General features: G+C 59.0%; 13 protein-coding genes. 6 read left to right on the forward strand and 7 right to left on the reverse strand.

The window, feature by feature from the left end; translation table 11 throughout:
* The first annotated feature begins 118 nt into the window (after positions 1 to 118).
* The 3 genes from Q0239_RS10480 to Q0239_RS10490 all read left to right on the forward strand — a co-directional run bounded on the left by Q0239_RS10480 (position 119) and on the right by Q0239_RS10490 (position 5,913).
* Positions 119 to 682: a DUF2059 domain-containing protein gene (locus Q0239_RS10480; RefSeq protein WP_298602352.1), complete on the forward strand. Its 564-nt coding sequence runs from the start codon at positions 119 to 121 to the stop codon at positions 680 to 682.
* Positions 679 to 5,202: a glutamate synthase large subunit gene (gene gltB / locus Q0239_RS10485; protein ID WP_298602356.1), complete on the forward strand. Its 4,524-nt coding sequence runs from the start codon at positions 679 to 681 to the stop codon at positions 5,200 to 5,202. Before Q0239_RS10480 ends, gltB begins: the two co-directional genes overlap by 4 nt.
* Before the next feature lie 168 nt (positions 5,203 to 5,370).
* The gene (locus Q0239_RS10490; RefSeq protein ID WP_298602359.1) at positions 5,371 to 5,913 is read left to right on the forward strand and encodes a hypothetical protein; all 543 of its coding nucleotides are present in this window, start codon (positions 5,371 to 5,373) and stop codon (positions 5,911 to 5,913) included.
* Between the two features lie 92 nt (positions 5,914 to 6,005).
* On the opposite strand, the gene Q0239_RS10495 is transcribed toward Q0239_RS10490, so the two are convergent.
* Both Q0239_RS10495 and Q0239_RS10500 read right to left on the reverse strand, forming a co-directional pair.
* Entirely contained in the window at positions 6,006 to 8,972 is a 2,967-nt protein-coding gene (locus tag Q0239_RS10495) for an L-glutamate gamma-semialdehyde dehydrogenase (protein ID WP_298602362.1), read from the reverse strand.
* Positions 8,973 to 9,024: 52 nt separating this feature from the next.
* Positions 9,025 to 9,363, reverse strand: a complete 339-nt coding sequence (locus Q0239_RS10500) for a glycine zipper 2TM domain-containing protein (RefSeq protein ID WP_298602365.1) — start codon at positions 9,361 to 9,363, stop codon at positions 9,025 to 9,027.
* A gap of 160 nt (positions 9,364 to 9,523) precedes the next feature.
* Here Q0239_RS10500 and Q0239_RS10505 point away from each other — a divergent pair, with 160 nt between their 5' ends.
* Positions 9,524 to 10,555 carry an esterase-like activity of phytase family protein gene (locus tag Q0239_RS10505; RefSeq protein WP_298602368.1) on the forward strand — a complete coding sequence of 344 codons (1,032 nt, stop codon included), beginning with the start codon at positions 9,524 to 9,526 and terminating at the stop codon, positions 10,553 to 10,555.
* 6 nt (positions 10,556 to 10,561) lie between these two features.
* Here Q0239_RS10505 and rpmB read toward each other — a convergent pair whose 3' ends face one another.
* From rpmB to Q0239_RS10520, 3 genes are all read right to left on the reverse strand, one after another.
* A complete protein-coding gene (gene rpmB, locus Q0239_RS10510) occupies positions 10,562 to 10,852 on the reverse strand; it encodes a 50S ribosomal protein L28 (RefSeq protein ID WP_298602371.1) in 291 nt (96 codons plus the stop codon).
* 107 nt (positions 10,853 to 10,959) lie between these two features.
* Positions 10,960 to 12,081, reverse strand: a complete 1,122-nt coding sequence (locus Q0239_RS10515; RefSeq protein ID WP_298602374.1) for an acyl-CoA dehydrogenase family protein — start codon at positions 12,079 to 12,081, stop codon at positions 10,960 to 10,962.
* 71 nt (positions 12,082 to 12,152) lie between these two features.
* A complete protein-coding gene (locus Q0239_RS10520; protein WP_298602377.1) occupies positions 12,153 to 12,692 on the reverse strand; it encodes a GNAT family N-acetyltransferase in 540 nt (179 codons plus the stop codon).
* A gap of 94 nt (positions 12,693 to 12,786) precedes the next feature.
* Between Q0239_RS10520 and Q0239_RS10525 the strand changes: the two genes are divergently transcribed.
* Positions 12,787 to 13,674, forward strand: a complete 888-nt coding sequence (locus tag Q0239_RS10525) for a haloalkane dehalogenase (RefSeq protein WP_298602380.1) — start codon at positions 12,787 to 12,789, stop codon at positions 13,672 to 13,674.
* Positions 13,675 to 13,677: 3 nt separating this feature from the next.
* On the opposite strand, the gene Q0239_RS10530 is transcribed toward Q0239_RS10525, so the two are convergent.
* Positions 13,678 to 14,967, reverse strand: a complete 1,290-nt coding sequence (locus Q0239_RS10530; RefSeq protein ID WP_298602383.1) for an adenylosuccinate synthase — start codon at positions 14,965 to 14,967, stop codon at positions 13,678 to 13,680.
* Between the two features lie 149 nt (positions 14,968 to 15,116).
* Here Q0239_RS10530 and Q0239_RS10535 point away from each other — a divergent pair, with 149 nt between their 5' ends.
* Positions 15,117 to 16,166: an alpha/beta hydrolase gene (locus Q0239_RS10535; protein ID WP_298602386.1), complete on the forward strand. Its 1,050-nt coding sequence runs from the start codon at positions 15,117 to 15,119 to the stop codon at positions 16,164 to 16,166.
* A gap of 157 nt (positions 16,167 to 16,323) precedes the next feature.
* On the opposite strand, the gene Q0239_RS10540 is transcribed toward Q0239_RS10535, so the two are convergent.
* Entirely contained in the window at positions 16,324 to 17,385 is a 1,062-nt protein-coding gene (locus tag Q0239_RS10540; protein WP_298602389.1) for an ATP phosphoribosyltransferase regulatory subunit, read from the reverse strand.
* Positions 17,386 to 17,395: the final 10 nt, after the last annotated feature.

Here is a 17,395-nt window from a genome sequence, read left to right on the forward strand (position 1 = left end):
GATATCGTCCGCGGCGCGAGCCTCGTCGTCTGGGCGATCAAGGATGGCCGCGATGTGGTGGAGCATATGCACCGCTGGATGGCGGACAAACGAACCCATGAGAAAAAGGCTGCCTGAAATGCGTCATATTAAGATGAAATATATTGTCCTCGCCAGCGTGCTTGCCGCCTACCCCGTCCACTTGCGGTCAGAGGATGTACGAGAAATTCACGCCACGCCAATCGAAGATGCCCGAGCCATTATCGCCGCTGCACGAACAGAGGCCTTGCTGGATACGATGTTCGCCCAACTCGTTCCCGTAATGGAGTCCGCATTTGTCGGGCAACTCTCGACGTCAGCGGTTGGAAACTCCTTACTAAAGGAGATAGACGCCAAGTATCCCGGGGGCCGAGACGCTTTTGGGAAGCGCTTTGGCCAAATCATTACGGTCGGAATGCGTGCAAAGTATCCCGACATTCTCGAAGCGACAGCTCGGAAATATGTCGAACGGCTCGCCCCCGAAGACTTGCGGGTCGCACGGGCGTTTTACGAATCTGAAGCAGGTGCCCGCTTATTGGCGGCACAGCCCGAGTTGCAGGCGCAGTTGCAACAGGTCGGGCAACAACTCGGCAGTCAGGTAGGAGCGGATTCGGCAGATCTATTACTCGATGAAGCTGAGAAATATCTTGGCGAGATAAAATGACCCACCACTTCCCCACCCTCGAACATGCCCGCCTCGCCGCAGAAGGCATGTACTATCCCGAAACCGAGCGCGATGCGTGCGGCGTCGGGCTGATCGCCGCGACAGATGGCAAGCCTTCGCGGCGCGTTGTCGCCGCTGGGATCGAAGCATTGAAGGCCGTCTGGCATCGTGGCGGGGGCGATGCGGATGGCAAGGCCGGTGACGCCGCGGCCCGGCATGTGTACCTGCCGGTCCGCTTTTTCGACGATGCGATTACTGCCGCCGGGCACAAACCGCGAGCCAACCGGCTTGCAGTAGGCATGGTCTTCCTGCCGCGCACCGATCTCGGCGCACAGGAGGCATGTCGTACGATCGTCGAGGCCGAAATCATCGAGGCAGGCTATACCATTTATGGCTGGCGACAGGTGCCAGTCGATGTTTCGGTTATCGGCCTGAAGGCGCAAGCGACGCGCCCTGAAATCGAGCAGATCATGATCGCCGGGCCGATGCCGGACGCTGTTGATGCAACCGAGTTCGAAAAGAATCTCTATCTCGTCCGCCGCCGGATCGAGAAGAAGGTGATCGCAGCGCAAATCCGCGATTTCTACATCTGCTCGCTGTCGTGCCAGTCGATCGTCTACAAGGGCCTGTTCCTCGCAGAAAGCCTCTCGATCTTCTATCCCGACCTGCAGGACGAACGCTTCGAAAGCCGGGTCGCTGTCTTTCACCAGCGTTATTCGACCAACACCTTTCCCCAATGGTGGCTGGCACAACCCTTTCGCGCGCTTGCGCATAATGGCGAGATCAACACGATCCGTGGCAACCAGAACTGGATGAAGAGCCACGAGATCAAGATGGCATCGATCGCCTTTGGCGACTATTCGGACGACATCAAGCCGGTGATCCCGGCAGGTGCATCCGATACCGGCGCGCTCGATGCTGTGTTCGAAACGCTGGTCCGTTCGGGCAAGGAAGCGCCAACGGCGAAGCTGATGCTGATCCCCGAGGCATGGCAGTCAAACCCGAACCTGCCCGCCAATCATAAAGCCATGTACGAATATATGGCGAGTGTGATGGAGCCATGGGATGGCCCCGCCGCACTTGCGATGACCGACGGCCATTGGGCGGTTGCGGGTGTCGACCGCAATGCGCTGCGTCCGCTGCGTTATAGCCGCACCAACGACGGCCTGCTGATCATCGGTTCGGAAACCGGGATGGTCATCGTCTCGGAAAACACCATCGTCGAAAAGGGCCGCCTCGGCCCCGGTCAGATGATCGCGGTCAACCTCGACGAAGGTAAGCTCTATCGCGACGCGGAGCTAAAGGATCGGGTTGCTGCCGAACAGGATTATGCCGCTCTGGTAGGCGGGTTCCGCACCATATCCGATTTGCCCGCTGGAAGTGACATTGCGCTCGACTGGACTCGCGCCGAACTGACACGTCGGCAGGTCGCCGCCGGCATGACGCTTGAGGATATGGAAATGATCCTTAGCCCCATGGTCGAGGACGCGAAAGAAGCGGTCGGTAGCATGGGCGACGATACGCCACTCGCCGTGATTTCGGACAAGCCGCGCATCATCAGCCAGTTTTTCCGCCAGAATTTCAGCCAGGTCACCAACCCGCCGATCGACAGTTTGCGCGAACGGCATGTGATGAGCCTGAAGACGCGTTTTTCTAACCTCGCCAACATCCTCGACGAGACGGGGCAGAACAGCGACGTCCTTGTGCTTGAAAGTCCAGTACTGACAAACAGCGAATGGGGTCAGTTGAAGGCGGCATTTGGCAAGGCAGCGGCGGAAATTGACTGTACCTATCCGGTCACCGAAGGTCAGGAAGGCCTTCGTGCGGCCATCCGCCGTATCCGCGAGGTAGCAGAGGCAGCGGTTCGTTCCGGCCAGACCGAATTGTTCCTGACCGATATCGATATTAGCGCCGAACGTGTTGCGATTCCGATGATCCTCGCTGCGGCGGCGGTCCATACCCACCTCGTCCGTGCAGGCTTGCGTAGCTATGCCTCGGTCAATGTGCGTTCAGCTGAATGTCTCGACACGCATTATTTTGCTGTGCTGATCGGTGTAGGCGCGACCACGGTGAATGCCTATCTGGCCGAAGCGGCGATTACCGACCGTCATGCGCGCGGGCTGTTGGGCGAACTGGACCTCGGAACTGCGATTGATAACTACCGCACCGCGATCAATGAGGGTCTCCTCAAGATCATGTCGAAAATGGGGATCGCGGTGATCTCCAGCTATCGCGGCGGCTATAATTTTGAAGCCGTCGGGCTGAGCCGCGCGCTGGTCAATGATTTCTTCCCCGGAATGCCGAACAAGATTTCAGGCGAAGGTTACCAATCGCTTTTCGTCAATGCAGCGGAACGCCATGCGGAGGCCTTTGACGCAGCAGTCGCTCGCCTGCCAGTCGGCGGTTTCTACAAGCAACGCAAGGATGGGGAAGCACATGCTTATTCCGCCGGGCTGATGCACCTTCTGCAAAGCTCGGTCGCGAAAGACAGCTATTCGACATATCTGCAATTTTCCGCCGGTGTGCGCGAATTGCCGCCGGTCTATCTGCGTGACCTGATGGAGTTCAACTATCCGCGCGAAGGCGTTCCGCTTGACGAGGTTGAGGCGATCACCGAAATCCGCAAGCGTTTCGTTACACCCGGCATGTCGTTGGGCGCGCTGTCGCCCGAGGCGCACGAAACGCTGGCCATTGCGATGAACCGTATCGGAGCCAAGGCCGTTTCCGGCGAAGGTGGTGAAGACAGCAAGCGCTTCACGCCCTATGAGAATGGCGACAACGCCAACAGCGTGATCAAGCAGATCGCTAGCGGGCGTTTCGGTGTCACCGCAGAATATCTGGGCGCGTGTGAGGAAATCGAAATCAAAGTTGCCCAGGGAGCGAAGCCTGGCGAAGGCGGGCAGTTGCCCGGTTTCAAGGTGACCGAGATGATCGCGCGGCTGCGTCACTCGACGCCGGGTGTGACACTCATCTCCCCTCCCCCGCACCATGACATCTATTCGATCGAGGATCTGGCGCAGCTGATCTACGACCTGAAGCAGATCAATCCGCGCGCGCGGGTGTGTGTGAAACTGGTAAGTGCGGCTGGGATCGGTACAATTGCCGCGGGTGTCGCCAAGGCTCATGCCGACGTCATCCTCGTTTCGGGCAATGTTGGCGGCACTGGGGCAAGCCCACTGACCAGTATTAAATATGCGGGCACGCCATGGGAAATGGGCCTTTCCGAAGCCAATCAGGTGTTGACCCTCAACGGCCTGCGCCACCGGGTAAAGCTGCGCACCGATGGCGGATTGAAGACCGGACGCGACATCGTAATCGCGGCCATTCTGGGTGCTGAGGAATTCGGCATCGGCACGCTTAGCCTCGTCGCGATGGGCTGCATCATGGTGCGGCAATGCCATTCAAACACCTGTCCGGTGGGCGTCTGCGTGCAGGATGAAAAACTGCGCGCTAAATTCACCGGCACGCCCGAAAAGGTGATCAACCTGATGACCTTTATCGCTGAAGAGGTGCGCGAAATATTGGCACGGCTTGGGTTCAGCTCGCTCGATGAAATCATCGGTCGCACCGAATTGCTGCGGCAGGTCAATCGCGGCGCCGAACATCTCGACGACCTTGACCTCAACCCGATCCTTGCCAAGGTCGATGCCTCGGACGAGGCGCGCAGGTTCAACATATCCGGGTTCCGCAATCCTGTTCCCGACAGCCTGGACGCGCAAATCATCAAGGATGCCCGGCCCGTATTCGATCGGCGCGAAAAGATGCAGCTGACCTATAATGTCCGCAACACGCATCGTGCGGTTGGCACCAAACTCAGTTCGGAAGTGACGCGGCTTTACGGAATGAAAGGGCTCGCCGACGACCATGTGCAGATCCGATTACGAGGGTCTGCAGGCCAGTCGCTTGGCGCCTTCCTCTGCCAGGGCATCACGCTGGAAGTGTTTGGCGACGCTAATGACTATGTCGGCAAAGGATTGTCTGGGGGCAAGATTGTTGTTCGGCCAACCGTGAGTTCGAACCTTGAAAGCCAGAGCAACTCGATCATCGGCAACACGGTGCTGTACGGGGCAACCAGCGGCAAATTGTACGCTGCCGGTCAGGCTGGCGAACGTTTTGCTGTACGCAATTCGGGAGCGCAGGTTGTTGTCGAAGGCTGCGGTGCCAATGGCTGCGAATATATGACCGGCGGTACCGCTGTTATCTTGGGTGATACCGGCAGCAATTTCGGCGCGGGTATGACAGGCGGCATGGCTTTCGTACTCGACCCCGAAGGTAATTTCCCCTCACGCGCCAACCCGGACAGCATCGTCTGGCAACGCCTCGACAGCGTATATTGGGAGGCGGAACTCAAAGCACTGATTGCTGAACATGCAGCTGCCACCGATAGCCAATGGTCAAACTCGATCCTTGAGGATTGGGAACGGCGGCGCGGAGAGTTCTGGCAGGTGTGTCCGAAGGAAATGCTTTCCCGACTCGCACATCCTCTCTCTGATGCAATCGCGACAGTGGCCGCTGAATAGCCGTGATTGAGGCCTGAATTTTACAACCATTTACCTTGCTTGCCACTTACTGACAGCATTGTTCAGTGCGGCGTCAGCCTATCGCTGATATAGAGCCCGCGTTCAGGCCGTAATGGGGCTTGTGGTTTGCCGGGCTTAGAAATGCCGGTATTTCTGGGGTGATGGGCCATGCGCTCGATTGATTTTCGTGTACCGGCAGTTGCCGGTTTTGCCATTCTTCTGCTGGCCTTTGCGCCCGGTGCGAAAGCCGCCGAGGTACAGGATATCCAGTTTGTCGCTGGAACGGGCGAAGCATCGACCGCTGGGCCAATCGCACTTGCGCGTAACACAGATGACAGCCGGGATGCCGAAACCAAGCTGAACGATATGGCGGATGATCTGGCCGACCCGCGCGTTCAGAATGGCGTTGCGGCCATGGCCGAGCGCATCGGCGAAACTATGCTCGATTTGCCAGTCGGCAAGTTCGTCGCAGCCATCGAAAAGGCGCGTCCGGGAACGATGAAAAAGCGCATTCGCGAAGATGCGACCGTCGCGGATCTTGCAGGCCGTGATGCAGAACACCTGCCCCGCGAACTGGGCAAGGGCAGCCGCCAGATGATGACCATGCTAAGCGGTTTCGCTTCGGCTTTTGCGACTATGATGCCCGAGTTCGAGCAAATGGGACGCGACCTCGAACGCAGCATGAAAGACATCAAGGCCGCACGCGACTGAGAGTTTTCGTCAACAGGGATACCGTTAACGGGGGGCAATTTCGTTAACGGGGAAGGGGCGGTGCCGGGTCGCGCATCGCCCCTTTTCTATTTTCAGTCCTCCAGCGACAGCAAAGATGCATTGCCTCCCGCACTGGTCGTATCGATGCTGGTGGTGCGTTCGGCGCAGAAACGGTGGAGGTAGTTGGGGCCACCCGCTTTGGGCCCGGTACCTGAAAGGCCCTCCCCGCCAAATGGCTGGCTGCCGACAACCGCGCCAATCATCGACCGGTTGATGTAGAGATTGCCGACGCGTGCCGTGGCTTCGACCGCTTCCGAAACGCGGGCAATGCGACTGTGCAAGCCCATGGTCAAGCCAAAGCCCTTGGCGTTGACTGCGGCGATAGTCTCTTCCAGCTTGCCCGCAGGCCAGGTCGCGACATGGACGATGGGACCGAACCATTCGGTGTTGAGATCATCGAGGCTGTCGAGGCGGACCAAGGTCGGCGGCACATAAAGGCCGTCTGCTGGCACCGGCACTTCAAAGACAATGCGATCCGCCACCGACTGGCGATAGGTCATCAGCCGGTCATAGGCGGCTTTGTCGATCACTGGGCCGATATCATTTGCGGGATTGGCTGGATCGCCGACCACCAGTTCTCGCATCGCGCCGACCAGCATCTCGATCGTATGCTCGGCAATCTCTTCTTGCAGCAACAGCAGACGCAGAGCGGAGCAGCGCTGCCCAGCCGACTGGAAACCCGAAATGACGACGTCGCGAACGACTTGTTCGGAGAGTGCGGTTGAATCGACAAACATAGCATTCAGGCCGCCGGTTTCGGCGATCAGCGGAACCAGCGGCCGGGCATCGTCGGCAAGGAGGTTGCGGGCGATCGCTTTGGCGGTGGGGACTGAACCGGTGAAAACGGTGCCGACAATGCGGCGATCACCCAGAAGGACCTGACCTATGTCGCCACCACCAGTCACGATCTGGATGGCACCGGCGGGGATGCCCGCCTTACGTGCGAGGTCTATAGAATATCGTGCAATATCAGGTGTTTGTGGTGCAGGTTTGGCAACAACGGTGTTGCCGGTGACGAGCGCGGCAACCACCTGCCCGAGAAAGATCGCAAGCGGGAAATTCCATGGCGCAATCGCTGCCCATACGCCACGGCCTTCATAGCGCAGCACATTGCGCTCACCAGTAGGTCCCGGCAGTTCAACCGGCTGCATGTCATGCCGCGCGCGCGCCGCATAATAGCGACAGAAATCGACCGCCTCACGCACTTCGGCCAGTGCATCCGGGATCGTCTTCTTCGCTTCCTGCACCGCAATGGCCATCAACGGCGCGCGATGTTGCTCCAACAAATCGGCGAGGCGTTCCAGACAGGCAGCGCGCTCTTCGACAGGCGTTGCCGACCAGTCAGGGTAGGCCGCTTCGGCAGCGGAAATCGCGGTTGCGACATCAACATCGATGCCAGCGGGCATAGCAGGCATAGCCGCGACCTTGGCAGCAATGTCGGCAAGGACGGCCGCATCCTCAAGATCCATCCCCTCACTGTTCGCGCGTTCAGGCGCAAATAGCTCGACGGGCAAACGGATCGCGGGATGGCGCGTGCCGCCCACTTCCAAAACCTTCTCGACCGGATCGGCAAGCAACTCATCCTCGCTCACCTCCTCGTCCGCAAGCTGGTGGACGAAGCTGCTGTTGGCACCGTTTTCGAGCAATCGGCGCACTAGATAGGCGAGCAAATCGCGATGCCCGCCAACCGGCGCATAGATGCGGCAGTGATATCCGTCTTCGCGCACCAGCCGTTCAAACAGCCCCTGCCCCATGCCGTGCAGCCGCTGGAATTCGAAATCGCGTGTCTGCCCTGCCCATTCAAGGATCGTGGCAACCGTCAACGCATTATGTGTGGCAAATGCCGGGCGGATGTTGGCCGCGCGCAACATATCCTTCGCACAGGCCAGATAGGAGACATCGGTTGAAGGCTTGCGTGTAAAAAGCGGATAATCCGAAAGTCCGCGTTCCTGCGCCCATTTGATCTCGCTGTCCCAATAGGCACCCTTGACCAGACGAACCTGCATGATGCGACCGGTATCGCGCCCCAAAGCATCTGCCCAGCCAAGCACCGGGCGGGCACGCTTTGAATAGGCCTGCACCGCCATTCCAAGGCCGTCCCAACCCTTGAGCTGGGGGTCGCGTGCAGCAGCCTCGATGATGTCGAGGCTCATCTCCAGCCTCGCCGCTTCTTCGGCATCGACGGTCAACTGCACGCCAGCCGCCGCGGCCTGTCGCGCCAGATCGACCAGCATCGCCGACAGTTCGGGAACACAAGTCGCTGCCTTCGCCGTTTCATAGCGCGGATGCAGCGCAGAAAGCTTCACCGAAACGCTATGCCCACGCGCGGGGTTAGCGCCGACAGCCGCAATGGCGCCTTGATAGGCCTCGAAATAGCGCTCGGCATCGGCACGGGTGCGCGCAGCTTCACCGAGCATGTCAAAGCTGGCAGTGAAGCCGTTGTTTTCCGGCGTATCCATCCGCATGATCGCTTCGTCGATGGTGCGTCCCATGACGAATACCTGCCCCATCAGGCGCATAGCGGCACCCACCGCTTGCCGTACAAAGGGCTCGCCCGCGCGCGACACCAGCTTGCGCAGCACGCCCCGGCCATCATCGCCAACCATCGCCTTGCCCAGTACCAGCCCCCATGTCGCGCTGTTGACCAACAGGCTCGCCGATTTGCCGCTATGCGCACGCCAGTTGGCGTCGCCCAGCTTGTCCGCGATCAGAAGGTCGGCCGTATCGGCATCAGGGACGCGCAGAAAGGCCTCGGCCAGCGACAGCAATGCCGTGCCCTCTTCGGTACCCAGCCGATACTCCTGAAGGAACTGATTGACCCAACCGTCAGTCTGCGCTGCGCGCAATTCGCCCAACAGCCCGCGCGCGCGCGTGACGACACCATCACGTTCGGAGGGAGAGAGCTGCGCAGCAGCTACCAGCGGCGCGAGCGTTTCGGGTTCGGAGGCGCGGAACATCGGCCGGATGGCCGCACGCGCGGAATCGACTGGATTTGCCATGCCGCCGCATAGCGCCAGTGGCTATGCGGCGACAAGTTTCAAATGTTACCAATTAACGATAGCGGCGACGGCAGTTACTGTCCGACTTGTCAATTGCGCGACCCGCAAGGGCACCTACCGCTGCGCCGATGATGGCGCCTTCGGTGCGATTGCCGCGGCGGGCGATTTCACGACCGGCAAGGCCACCGGCCACGGCACCGATTACGGTTCCGCCCGTGCCCTTGTCGCAGCGATAGCCGCGATCACGGCGATGGTAACGATAATTGTCGCGATCCCGATAGCTGTAATAGCCATCGTCATTATAACGACCCGCAAAGGCAGGGGTTGCCGAGATACCGGTAACGAGGGTTGCGGCTGCTACCAGTGCGCCGAGCGACTTTTTCATCTTCATCTTCTTTCTCCTTTGCACTGGCGGATCCTTGTCCCAAATCCGCCTTAAATTTTGCCCTGTTGAGCATTGGCTAAACGATTCGGCTTGAGCCCTTGCTGAATGTCGACGTTATCTTTTGTTCATGTTTGAACTTATTTTTATGAATGCTATGACGCCCGCCATGCGCAAGCGCCTACCCAGATTAGCCGTGCTTTTGCTGTTGATGGTTATCGCTGTCGGGGGCCATCGAGAGTATTCGCGCAATTACAGCCAGCAGATCGAACTGGTGCCTTTGGCGCTAGATGAAACCGATCCCGAGCGCAGAAAAGTAGGCGCACTCACTTTCCTGAACGCATGGGAATTGCGCAGCGATAATAGCGATTTCGGAGGTATTTCGGCTTTGGCGGTTATCGGTAACAACCGCTTTCTTGCGGTGAGTGACGCCGGAACGTTGATGGGCTTTACGCTTGGCAAGTCGAACCGGATCGACGACAGTTTCATAGCGGCCCTGCCCGGTGCCTATGGCGACAATGTCGATTATCGCGAGCGGGATAGCGAAGGCATGACCTACGATCCAGCCTCCGGTCATATCTGGGTAAGTTATGAAGCACGACACGCCGTCCGGCGCTTCTCGCCGTCGCTCGGCAGGATCGATGGTATTAAACGACTGACCTATGCCTATGGATGGAAGCCCAACGGAGGTGTTGAAGCCATTGCGCGTTTGCGCGACGGTCGGTTCGTTTTGCTCTCCGAAACGCACCATAGGGCCGACGGCAGCAACAGCGCTTTCCTGTATTCAGGCGACCCGGTTGAGCCGGGCTCTCAAACAACACCCTTTGGCTATCGCGCGCCAGAAGGTTATCGACCAACAGATGCGACCGTGCTGCCTGATGGCAAATTGCTGATACTCAACCGCCGCATCGGGCTGCCCCAAGGCTTTTCTGCCAAGCTGGCAGTTCTGGATCCAGCTGAAATCGGAACTGATGTCGCGATAGCTCCCCGAACGATCGCCACCCTCGCATCCCCCCTGCTGGTCGATAATATGGAGGGTCTAGCTGTAACCGAGGAAAATGAGCGCATCATTGTCTGGATGATTTCCGATGACAATTTCACGGCACTGCAGCGCACCATATTGATGAAATTCTCGCTGGATTTGCCCAATAAAAAACCGGAGGCGGAAACCGCCCCCGGCTTTGAAACTCTATCGCAATAGGCTCGATTAAGCGGCTGCAGCCTGCTTCTTCGAAATCGCCTTCTTTACCTTGCGCGCGTTGGTGCTCAGCTTCTCGTCCGAAGTCTTGAGCAGCCAGTTGTCGAGGCCGCCAACATGCTCAACCGAGCGCAGGCCCGAAGCCGAGACGCGGAACTTGAATGCCTGTTCCAGCGCATCCGAAAGCAGCGTAACATTCTGCAGGTTGGGCAGGAAGGTGCGCTTGGTTTTGTTGTTAGCGTGGCTCACATTGTTGCCTACCATGCGACCCTTGCCGGTCAGTTCGCAAATGCGCGACATCTTCAAAATCCCTATAAAATGACGAGTAACGGGAATCGCTGTTCCCGGAAAGTGGCTGCCCCTAACCTTGTGCCCATCAAAGGTCAAGCCTTTGCGGGGAATTTTGCTCAAACCAACAGCAAATCCGCCAGTTTTTTGCGGTGCCAGGCGGCATCGCCATATTGCGAAGCATGGAATATCGCTGCCCGTCGGTGTAGGCCAGCATCGCAATCATGGGTAAAGCCGAATCCGCCATGGAACTGGATCGCCCGGTCTGCGGCAAAGCTATAGGCGCCGTCCGCCGCTGCCTTTGCCATACGCACGGCGACTTCGCCCCGGCCCTGATCGGAAATGCTATGCGCCGCGCTGTACAGATGCGTGCGCGCCTTTTCATAACCGACATAGGCATCAACCATCGGATGTTTGAGAGCCTGATATTCGCCAATCAGCTTGCCGAACTGCTTGCGGGTGCGCAGATAATCGAGCGTGTAATCAATCACCGCTTGCGACCCACCGCACATTTCCGCCGATTGAAGCAGGTTTGCCGCCAATTCGATCTGGGCGAGTGCGGCGCTGGTCCGCGATGCATCCAGAACAGCATTTTCGGATACCGAAATGCCATCCAGCGACAACGCAAAGCTGCGCTTGGACTCATCGACGATGGTTTCGCGTCGCAGTGCCTCAGCCGGAATGGCAGATTTTTCGACCAGAACGAGCGCGGGCTTTCCATCAAGCTGCACCGATACGACGACCAGCGCGGCGCTATCGGCCCAGAGCACGAAATGCTTCGTACCAGAAAGCCGGATTGTGCCTTCGGCGCGGGTGGCCAATGCTGTGACATTTGCCAGATCCCAGTCGCCATGTGCTTCGCCAAGCGCCAGCGTTCCGATTTCGCCTGCGGCAAGCCGCGGCAACCATTCGCCCTGCTGCTCAGCCGTGGCACCAGCCAGCAATGCCTGTTGGGTTACAATCGTCGAGACAAAAGGCGATGCGAGCAGATTACGCCCCATCTGCTCCACCACAGGCACGACTTCGGCGAGCGACAGGCCGACGCCGCGCTGCGCCTCCGGAATGGCAATGGCCGGCCAGCCGAGTTCGACGATTTCCTTCCAGACTTCGGCATCGAAGCCGGTTTCACTTTCGAGAAGCGCGCGCACTTTCGCAATCGGGGACTTGTCCCGGCAAAATTCGCTAGCCACGTCGAGCAGTTGGATTTGCTCCTCGCTATAGCCGATGCCTGCAAATTCCATGATGTGCTCCTCTCTTCGAGAGGAGTGTTTGGGTTAATCGTACGATTAAATCAAGGCGCAATCGGGCAAATTTATTGGGGTTCTTTCATCGGCGGCTGGCTGTCTCCAAACCCCAGCGAACGCTGCATATATACCGAATCGAGCCAGCACCCGAACTTGCGGCCGACCGATCGCATACACCCTGCTTGCTCAAAACCCAGGCTTGCATGTAGTGCGACAGAGGCAGGTTCCCCGCCGCCGATGACCGCCAGCATTTGCCTGAAGCCGGCGGTTTCCGCAGCTTCTACCAGAGCCGTCAGCAATGCTTTGCCTACGCCTTTCCCGACATGGTCAGGATGCACATAAATCGAATCCTCGCACGCCAGGCCATAAGCAGGGCGATCCCGAAACTGTGTCGCATAGGCATAGCCGAGAATGGCATCGTCATGGTGGCAAACCAAAAAAGGCCAGCCATGCGTTTCGCAATCCGCAATTTTTGCTTCCGTCGCCTCAATGGAACGGGGTTCAGTATCGAAGCTTGCCGTGCCGTGTAGCACATGATGGGCATAGATTACGGCGATCTGTGGTGCGTCACTGGTCGTCGCGGGGCGAATGGTTAGTGCGTCGGGCATGAATGCAAAATGCCTTTTCATTCGCTGCGCTGCAATCGGATTGAATCAGCTAACATATTCGCTAGTCTCCGCCACCGTTCAGGGGGAAGGTTCGATGACTATATTCCGCACGCCAGATGCGCGCTTTGCAAACTTACCGGATTGGCCATTCACGCCGCAATATCTGGATATTTCCGGCGGGCTGCGTGTGCATTTTGTCGATGAGGGCCAGCGCGACGCCCAGCCGGTGCTTATGCTGCATGGGGAGCCGACATGGGGCTATCTCTATCGCCATATGATCGGACCTTTGGCGCAAGCCGGGTTTCGGGCGCTCGCCCCCGACCTTATCGGCTTTGGCCGGTCGGACAAACCTTTGGACCGGAGCGCTTATAGCTATGCCGCCCAAGTCGCATGGATGCGCGATTGGGTGGAGGCGCTCGATCTGCGCAACATCATCCTTGCCTGTCAGGATTGGGGTTCGCTGATAGGTCTGCGGTTGGTTGCGGCCATGCCCGAACGATTTGCGGGAGTAGCACTTTCCAATGGCGGCCTACCTGCCGGAGAGGACGCGCCGCGTGCCTTCGCCATATGGCGCGCCTTTTCGCGCTACAGCCCCGTCTTCCCGATCGGTAAGATCGTTGCAAAAGGAAGCAAGCGCGGCCTTAGCCCAGCGGAAATCGCCGCCTATGATGCGCCCTTCCCTACTCGCGCTTCGAAGGTCGCAACGCGCGTCTACCCGTCTTTCGTCCCGTTGGGTGATAATGTCGCGGTGCCCGACCAGATCAAGGCGTGGGAAGTGTTGGAGGCTTTCAACAAGCCGTTCCTGTGCTGCTTTTCCGATGGCGACCCAATCACGCGCGGCGGCAATCGCAAATTCCTTGATCGGGTGCCCGGGACGACGCGGGTAGCCCACCGCACATTGCACGGCGGACATTTCATTCAGGAAGATGACCCCCAAGGCTTTGTCGACGCCATTTTGGACGTCGCCAAAGCCGGGAGTTGATATTCAATCTGCGAACGGATCGCGCACCAATATCGTGTCTTCACGCTCAGGTGAGGTGCTGACCAATGCAACCGGTGTTTCGATCAGTTCCTGGATACGCTGGACATATTTGATCGCCTGCGCAGGCAAATCTGCCCAGCTGCGGGCACCGGCAGTGGTTTCCTGCCAGCCCTGCATTTCCTCGTAAATCGGCTCGACATTAGCCTGATCGGCAGCATGGCTCGGCAAGTAATCAAGGATTTTGCCGTTGAGGCGATAGCCGGTGCAGATCTTGATCGTTTCGAACCCGTCGAGCACGTCAAGCTTGGTCAGTGCAATGCCAGTGACGCCCGATACCGCGCAGCTCTGTCGCACGATGACCGCATCGAACCAGCCACAGCGGCGCTTGCGCCCGGTGACGGTGCCAAATTCATGGCCGCGCTCTCCGAGGCGTTGGCCGACTTCGTCCTCCAACTCGGTAGGAAAAGGGCCCGAACCAACGCGGGTGGTGTAGGCTTTTACGATTCCGAGCACGAAGCCGGTGGCATTGGGGCCTAGCCCCGAACCAGAGGCAGCCGTGCCGCTTACGGTGTTCGAGCTGGTGACGAAGGGATACGTCCCATGATCGACGTCGAGCAGCACGCCCTGCGCGCCTTCGAAGAGCACGCGCGCGCCTGCCTTGCGAACCTTCTTCAGCCGTTTCCAAACAGGCTGGGCATATTGCAGCACGAAGGGCGCAATTTCACGCAGGTCGTTGAGCAACCGTTCGCGGTCGACCGGTGGTTCACCGAAACCGGCGCGTAGCGCGTCATGGTGCGCGCAGAGCCGGTCGAGCTGCGCGTCCAAAGCGTCGAGATGCGCAAGGTCGCAGACGCGTATCGCTCGGCGACCGACCTTGTCTTCATAGGCCGGGCCGATGCCGCGACCGGTGGTTCCGATCTTGCCCGAACCAGCGGCAGTTTCGCGAAGCCCGTCCAGATCGCGGTGGATCGGCAGGATCAGCGGGCAATTATCGGCGATTGCGAAATTCTCGGTATTGATTGTAACGCCCTGCCCTTCGAGTTTCTCAATCTCGGACTTTAGGTGCCATGGATCGAGTACCACACCATTGCCGATAATCGACAAGGTGCCGGTGACGATTCCGGAAGGTAGCAGCGATAATTTATAGGTCTGGTCGCCTACGACCAGAGTGTGGCCTGCATTGTGCCCGCCCTGAAAGCGGACGACGGCGTCGGCGCGGCTTGCCAGCCAGTCGACGATCTTGCCTTTGCCTTCGTCGCCCCACTGGGCGCCGATTACGGTAACATTTGCCATTACGGTTTTCCCGAAACAACACACGCCTGATCGGGCGTGGTGGCCTTTTTCTGCGCAGAAGGAATTTTCCGCGAAGGGATTCGCCGTGAGCCCCGTTATGATGATGGACGCGCTTCGTCCACCTTAAAAGGAAGCTGAAAGGCCAACAGATGCGTAACTGGATTCTCACTGCCTCAACCATCGCCCTTGTCGCGACCGCATGTCAGGCGCAGCGCGGCGAGCGACTGAGCCGCGAATGCCGCCGCGATGTCGTCGAACTGTGCGGCATGGATCGCGGCAAGATGCGCGAATGCCTGCAAAGCAAAAGCGGCGATCTTTCCGAAAAATGTTCGGGCGAGATCATGGAACGCGTGCAATCGCGCCTAGGCAACGACAAACGCACCGCCAACCCGACCAATGACCGGCAATATATAGCGCTGGGCGGTGTGGAACATGCCTATGGCAGTGATGCCCTGCAGAAACTGGATTTCTATAAAGCCAAAACCAATGCGGCACGCGCACCGCTTTTGATCTTCGTCCATGGTGGCGGATGGAAACGCGGGGACAAGCGCAACGCGACCGGGTCTGATAAAGTGACGCATTACACAGGGCTCGGCTATCATCTGGCATCGATCAATTATCGGCTGGTGCCTTCAGCCACCGTCGAACAGCAGGGGGCGGATGTTGCCGCGGCCATCGCCTATCTTCTAAAAAATGCAGAGAAATTCGGGATCGATCGCAACCGCGTCGTGCTGATGGGGCATAGTGCAGGTGCGCATCTGTCAGCGCTGGTGGGCAGCGATCCGCAATATCTTCGCGGCGCCGGACTAGGCCTCGACGACCTATCCGGAGTCATTCCTATCGATGGCGCGGCCTATGATGTTCCCGCGCAGATGAGCGAGGGTGCGAAGATTATGAGCGATACCTATGTGCAGGCATTTGGAACCGATCCTGCCCGGCAAAAGGCGCTGTCCCCCTATTGGCACGCACAAAGCCCCAATGCGCCGGCGTTCCTGATCCTCCATGTTGACCGCGCCGATGGCAAGCGCCAGTCGGAAGCGCTGGCAGATGCCCTGCGCAAGGGTGGCAGCAAGGTTCAGCTCAACGCCTTTGAAGGCAAAGGGATGCAGGGCCATGCCGACATCAACCGTAAATTGGGCGATCCGTCCTATCCCGCAACGCCGGTTGTCGATGCCTGGTTGAAAAGGGTGTTTGGTTAAGCTGCTCCTCCCTATCGACTTGCGATGGGGAGGTGGCAGTTGCGCAGCAACTGACGGAGGGGAACTGAGACGATAGTTGGGCGGACTATGTCCGCCTCCCCTCCACCACCTTCGGTCGTCCCCCTCCCCATCGCAAGTCGATGGGAAGGATATATACTCAAACCGGCTCTGGCCGCCCGTTGCGCAGCACATGAGTGCAGATTTGCGCCTCCGCGCTATCCTCTTCGGTCAATTGCGCAACGGTAACCCATCCTTCGGCACGAAGGCTTGCCGCCTTTTGCGGCATGGTACCGATGGGCAAGAACAGGCGTCGGCGTTCGCCTTGGGCTAGGCCTGCGTCAATCAGCGGATCGATGTAAGCAGAGAAGCCAATCGCCGGCTCCTTGCCAATGCGATAGGCTCCGCCGCGCCCGATTTCGCCCGATGCATGGGCAGAAAAGAGCGAAAAACCGAACCAGGTCTGATATTCAAAACCGTGCCGCTCCGTGGGATCGAGCGTGACGCGGATGTCGGCGGGAACAGCGGCGGCAATCGCCTCAATCGCATCGAGCCGATCTTTGAGTTTGCCTTCGCCGTCGAAAGCCCGCATCCGATCGAGTGCGTCGGGTAGCGCTCCCGCTGCGGCGATCAACGGCGCAAGAGCGGCGGGAACCGCTCCCGCATCCTTGGCATCGAGCGCCGCTTTCAGTTCTTCGCGGTCGCCCTTCGGTTTCAGTACGTCGAGAAGATCAGGCATCGTAAGGTCAAGGGTGATATCCTTGACACCAGCGGCCTTCAGGCCTTCGATGGCAACCGAGACCACTTCGATTGCCGCCGCAACGCTGTCGAGGCCGATCAATTCCGCCCCCACCTGCATCATCTCGCGCTCGGGGCGGAGTTGGGTTGCCCGCAATTTCACCACCGGGCCGCCATAGGAAAGGCGAACCGGTCGCGGGTGATGCCCCATACGGGTCGACGCGATACGCCCGATCTGGCCGGTAATGTCGCTGCGCACCGCCATGGTTTCGCCAGAAACGGGATCAACAAAGCGCAGCAGATCGCGGGCCGAAGTGCCGAGACTGCCGGTCAGGCTGGCCTCATATTCAGCTAATGGGGCTTGCACACGCTCATAACCATGGCTCGCTGCCGTATCGAGGATAGCCCGTACCAGCCGTGCCGAAGCATCGGCCTCTGGCGGCAGGCGGTCACGAAATCCGGTGGGGAGCAAGCTGTTGGTCATGGCGCGTGCC

The sequence above is a fragment of the uncultured Sphingorhabdus sp. genome, assembly GCF_937872355.1.
GTDB lineage: Bacteria > Pseudomonadota > Alphaproteobacteria > Sphingomonadales > Sphingomonadaceae > Sphingorhabdus_B.

What these genes read in the sequence shown, in the direction of transcription:
- Q0239_RS10480 (WP_298602352.1), top strand. Translation starts at nt 119, where the DNA reads ATGCGTCATATTAAGATGAAATATATTGTCCTCGCCAGCGTGCTTGCC.
- gltB (WP_298602356.1), top strand. Translation starts at nt 679, where the DNA reads ATGACCCACCACTTCCCCACCCTCGAACATGCCCGCCTCGCCGCAGAA.
- Q0239_RS10490 (WP_298602359.1), top strand. Translation starts at nt 5,371, where the DNA reads ATGCGCTCGATTGATTTTCGTGTACCGGCAGTTGCCGGTTTTGCCATT.
- Q0239_RS10495 (WP_298602362.1), bottom strand. Translation starts at nt 8,972, where the DNA reads ATGGCAAATCCAGTCGATTCCGCGCGTGCGGCCATCCGGCCGATGTTC.
- Q0239_RS10500 (WP_298602365.1), bottom strand. Translation starts at nt 9,363, where the DNA reads ATGAAGATGAAAAAGTCGCTCGGCGCACTGGTAGCAGCCGCAACCCTC.
- Q0239_RS10505 (WP_298602368.1), top strand. Translation starts at nt 9,524, where the DNA reads ATGCGCAAGCGCCTACCCAGATTAGCCGTGCTTTTGCTGTTGATGGTT.
- rpmB (WP_298602371.1), bottom strand. Translation starts at nt 10,852, where the DNA reads ATGTCGCGCATTTGCGAACTGACCGGCAAGGGTCGCATGGTAGGCAAC.
- Q0239_RS10515 (WP_298602374.1), bottom strand. Translation starts at nt 12,081, where the DNA reads ATGGAATTTGCAGGCATCGGCTATAGCGAGGAGCAAATCCAACTGCTC.
- Q0239_RS10520 (WP_298602377.1), bottom strand. Translation starts at nt 12,692, where the DNA reads ATGCCCGACGCACTAACCATTCGCCCCGCGACGACCAGTGACGCACCA.
- Q0239_RS10525 (WP_298602380.1), top strand. Translation starts at nt 12,787, where the DNA reads ATGACTATATTCCGCACGCCAGATGCGCGCTTTGCAAACTTACCGGAT.
- Q0239_RS10530 (WP_298602383.1), bottom strand. Translation starts at nt 14,967, where the DNA reads ATGGCAAATGTTACCGTAATCGGCGCCCAGTGGGGCGACGAAGGCAAA.
- Q0239_RS10535 (WP_298602386.1), top strand. Translation starts at nt 15,117, where the DNA reads ATGCGTAACTGGATTCTCACTGCCTCAACCATCGCCCTTGTCGCGACC.
- Q0239_RS10540 (WP_298602389.1), bottom strand. Translation starts at nt 17,385, where the DNA reads ATGACCAACAGCTTGCTCCCCACCGGATTTCGTGACCGCCTGCCGCCA.